Source organism: Vibrio sp. M260118, assembly GCF_036533755.1.
Classification (GTDB): Bacteria; Pseudomonadota; Gammaproteobacteria; order Enterobacterales; family Vibrionaceae; genus Vibrio.
This window is the reverse complement of the sequence record NZ_JATABG010000450.1, coordinates 1-2356: the sequence shown is the minus strand read 5'-3', so window position 1 is coordinate 2356 and position 2356 is coordinate 1. Positions and strand designations below refer to the sequence as shown.

Genomic DNA, 2356 nt, shown 5'->3' with positions numbered 1-2356 from the left:
GTCATTGCCGAGATAACGATATGAGTTTTCGGTTCGGCGGTGACGAATTTATCATCTGCCTGCCTCGGCTCACCTCTCATGAAGCGCTGACTCAAATATGCCATCGCTACGTCAATGTTCTGAGCCAACCCTACTCCATTGATGGCCAATCTTGTCATATTGGCGCGAGTATTGGCATCTCAGTCGTGACTGACCCAAATCAGACCTTGGCGAGCATTTTGCGAGAAGCGGACACCGCCATGTATAGCGCGAAAACGTCAACCAACGAAAAAGTCGTGTTCTTTCACGACCACATGTTCAACCAAGCGAAAAGACGCTTCACACTTGAACAAGAGTTAACCGGGGCACTCGCTTTCAAACAATTATCACTGGTCTATCAACCTATCTACCAAGCAAACAGCGATGTAGTTGTAGGATTTGAATCTTTAATTCGCTGGAACCACCCAAAGCTGGGCGCAATTTCTCCACAAGACTTCATTCCAATCGCTGAAGAAACAGGGCAGATTATTCCCATTGGAGATTGGGTTGCGAAAGAGTGCTGCAAAATCCTCAATCGACTGTGGAACACTCAACAAGGGAAGAATGTGCCACGCTTCAATATCAATGTGTCTGCCAAACAGTTTGAATCTGAACACATCTTCCATACCTTAAAACAGTTGATCAATCAGTATGACTTTCCACCCCACCTTATCGGGATCGAGATTACCGAATCAATGTTGTTGGCGGATCAATGTAGCGCAGCACAATTGAAACGAATCAAAGGTCTTGGCGTAACACTATACCTAGATGATTTTGGTACTGGATACTCATCTCTTTCTGTTCTTAATGATTATCCAGTCGACGTGATTAAGGTCGATAGAAGCTTTGTAAATCGGATAGCGCTTGGTCAACGCAATGCCGATAGTTTATGTCAAGCCATCATCAATATCGCTCACACCATCGACCTTAAAGTGGTTGCCGAGGGCGTAGAAACACCTCAGCAATTGGCGTTCTTGACTCAACACAAATGCAACTACGTACAAGGCTACCTAAAATCTAAACCCTTGAGCGTTTGTGGCATTGAGAAAGTATTACACACACAGAAAAAGCACTTAGCCTAACTCTGGTGCTGTAATCAGTTAAAAAGCCTTCAGCTAGTGCTGAAGGCTTCGGAACAGTCGAGAAAATAGTGGCAGATCAACTTAGGAAAGTGCATCACACTTAGACGCGCAGATGAAATCATTTTGGTGTAAGCCTTTAATGGAATGACTCCACCAGGTCACTGTGACTTTACCCCACTCTAGTAATATCGAAGGATGATGAAACTCTTGTTCGGCAAGCTCAGATACCTGATTGGCAAACGCCCACGCCAATTTGTAGTTTTTGAATGTGTATACCTTCTCTAGTTGGGGGATGCCATCACGCTCGAGCATCTGCCATCCATCGAGTTCGGTCAGCAGCAGTCTTCTCTCTTCAGCACCTAATGCCACTGCACTACTGGTACAAGACTCACAACGTAATTCATTCAGCATGTGTTACTTCCTTTGGTTCAAATAGTGGGGGTAATAGTCCGGCCCGCATTGCCTGTCTTACATGAGACATCAGATCCATTTTACTCAGCTTGTACAGTTGCTGGATGTTGTTCAGCACAAAATATTCAGGCTGCATAATATCGATACGATAAGGGGTTCGCAGAACGGTGTGAATGTCAAAGTCGACCCGCTGTGCGTCGCGATCATCTAAGGCATACAAGGTTTCACCTGGAGAAGAGAGAATACCTCCGCCATAAATTTTCGTTTGTTCTCCCTCTTTAACTAAGCCAAACTCTACGGTAAACCAGTACAAACGCGCCAAAAAAACGCGCTCTTTCTCACTAGCACTTTTGCCTAGGATTCCATAGGTTTGTGTAAACTCAGCAAACTCTGGATTGGTCAACATAGCGCAATGCCCAAATATTTCGTGAAAGACATCCGGCTCTTGTAAATAATCAAACTCCTCTCGTGTACGCAAAAAAGTAGCTACAGGGAACTTCTTCTCTGCCAAAAGCGCAAAGAAGCGATCAAAGTTAATTAGAGCGGGAACAGGTTCGACCTGCCATCCAGTGGTTTGCATCAAAACGCGATTGATATCAACAATCTGTGGAGCTTTGTCGATAGGCAAATCGAGTAGCTCTAATCCCGTTAAATACTCCTTACACGCCCTTTGTTTGACCAAGGCTAGCTGCCTTTTAACTAAGTCGCGCCAAACACCATCCTCATCGGGGCTCCACTCAACCACTCCATGTTGATTCACAGGCTTAGAATGATACTGTGTCATGATTTGCTCCATTAACAATTTCATTACATTAAGCCTATCGCCATGCTTAAGCCGTGACAAT

Annotated in this window: 3 protein-coding genes; 1 reads left to right on the top strand and 2 read right to left on the bottom strand. The window is 44.8% G+C overall.

Annotated elements, in window-relative coordinates; genetic code table 11:
* A partial coding sequence (locus tag QTO00_RS18185) for a putative bifunctional diguanylate cyclase/phosphodiesterase (RefSeq protein ID WP_331426032.1) occupies positions 1-1100 on the top strand: 1100 nt, incomplete at its 5' end.
* Between the two features lie 81 nt (positions 1101-1181).
* Here QTO00_RS18185 and QTO00_RS18180 read toward each other — a convergent pair.
* Both QTO00_RS18180 and phhA read right to left on the bottom strand, forming a co-directional pair.
* A complete protein-coding gene (locus QTO00_RS18180; RefSeq protein ID WP_038201374.1) occupies positions 1182-1511 on the bottom strand; it encodes a 4a-hydroxytetrahydrobiopterin dehydratase in 330 nt (109 codons plus the stop codon).
* Positions 1501-2295, bottom strand: coding sequence for a phenylalanine 4-monooxygenase (gene phhA, locus QTO00_RS18175; protein ID WP_331426033.1), 795 nt, complete (start codon positions 2293-2295; stop codon positions 1501-1503). Before phhA ends, QTO00_RS18180 begins: the two co-directional genes overlap by 11 nt.
* Positions 2296-2356 lie beyond the last annotated feature (61 nt).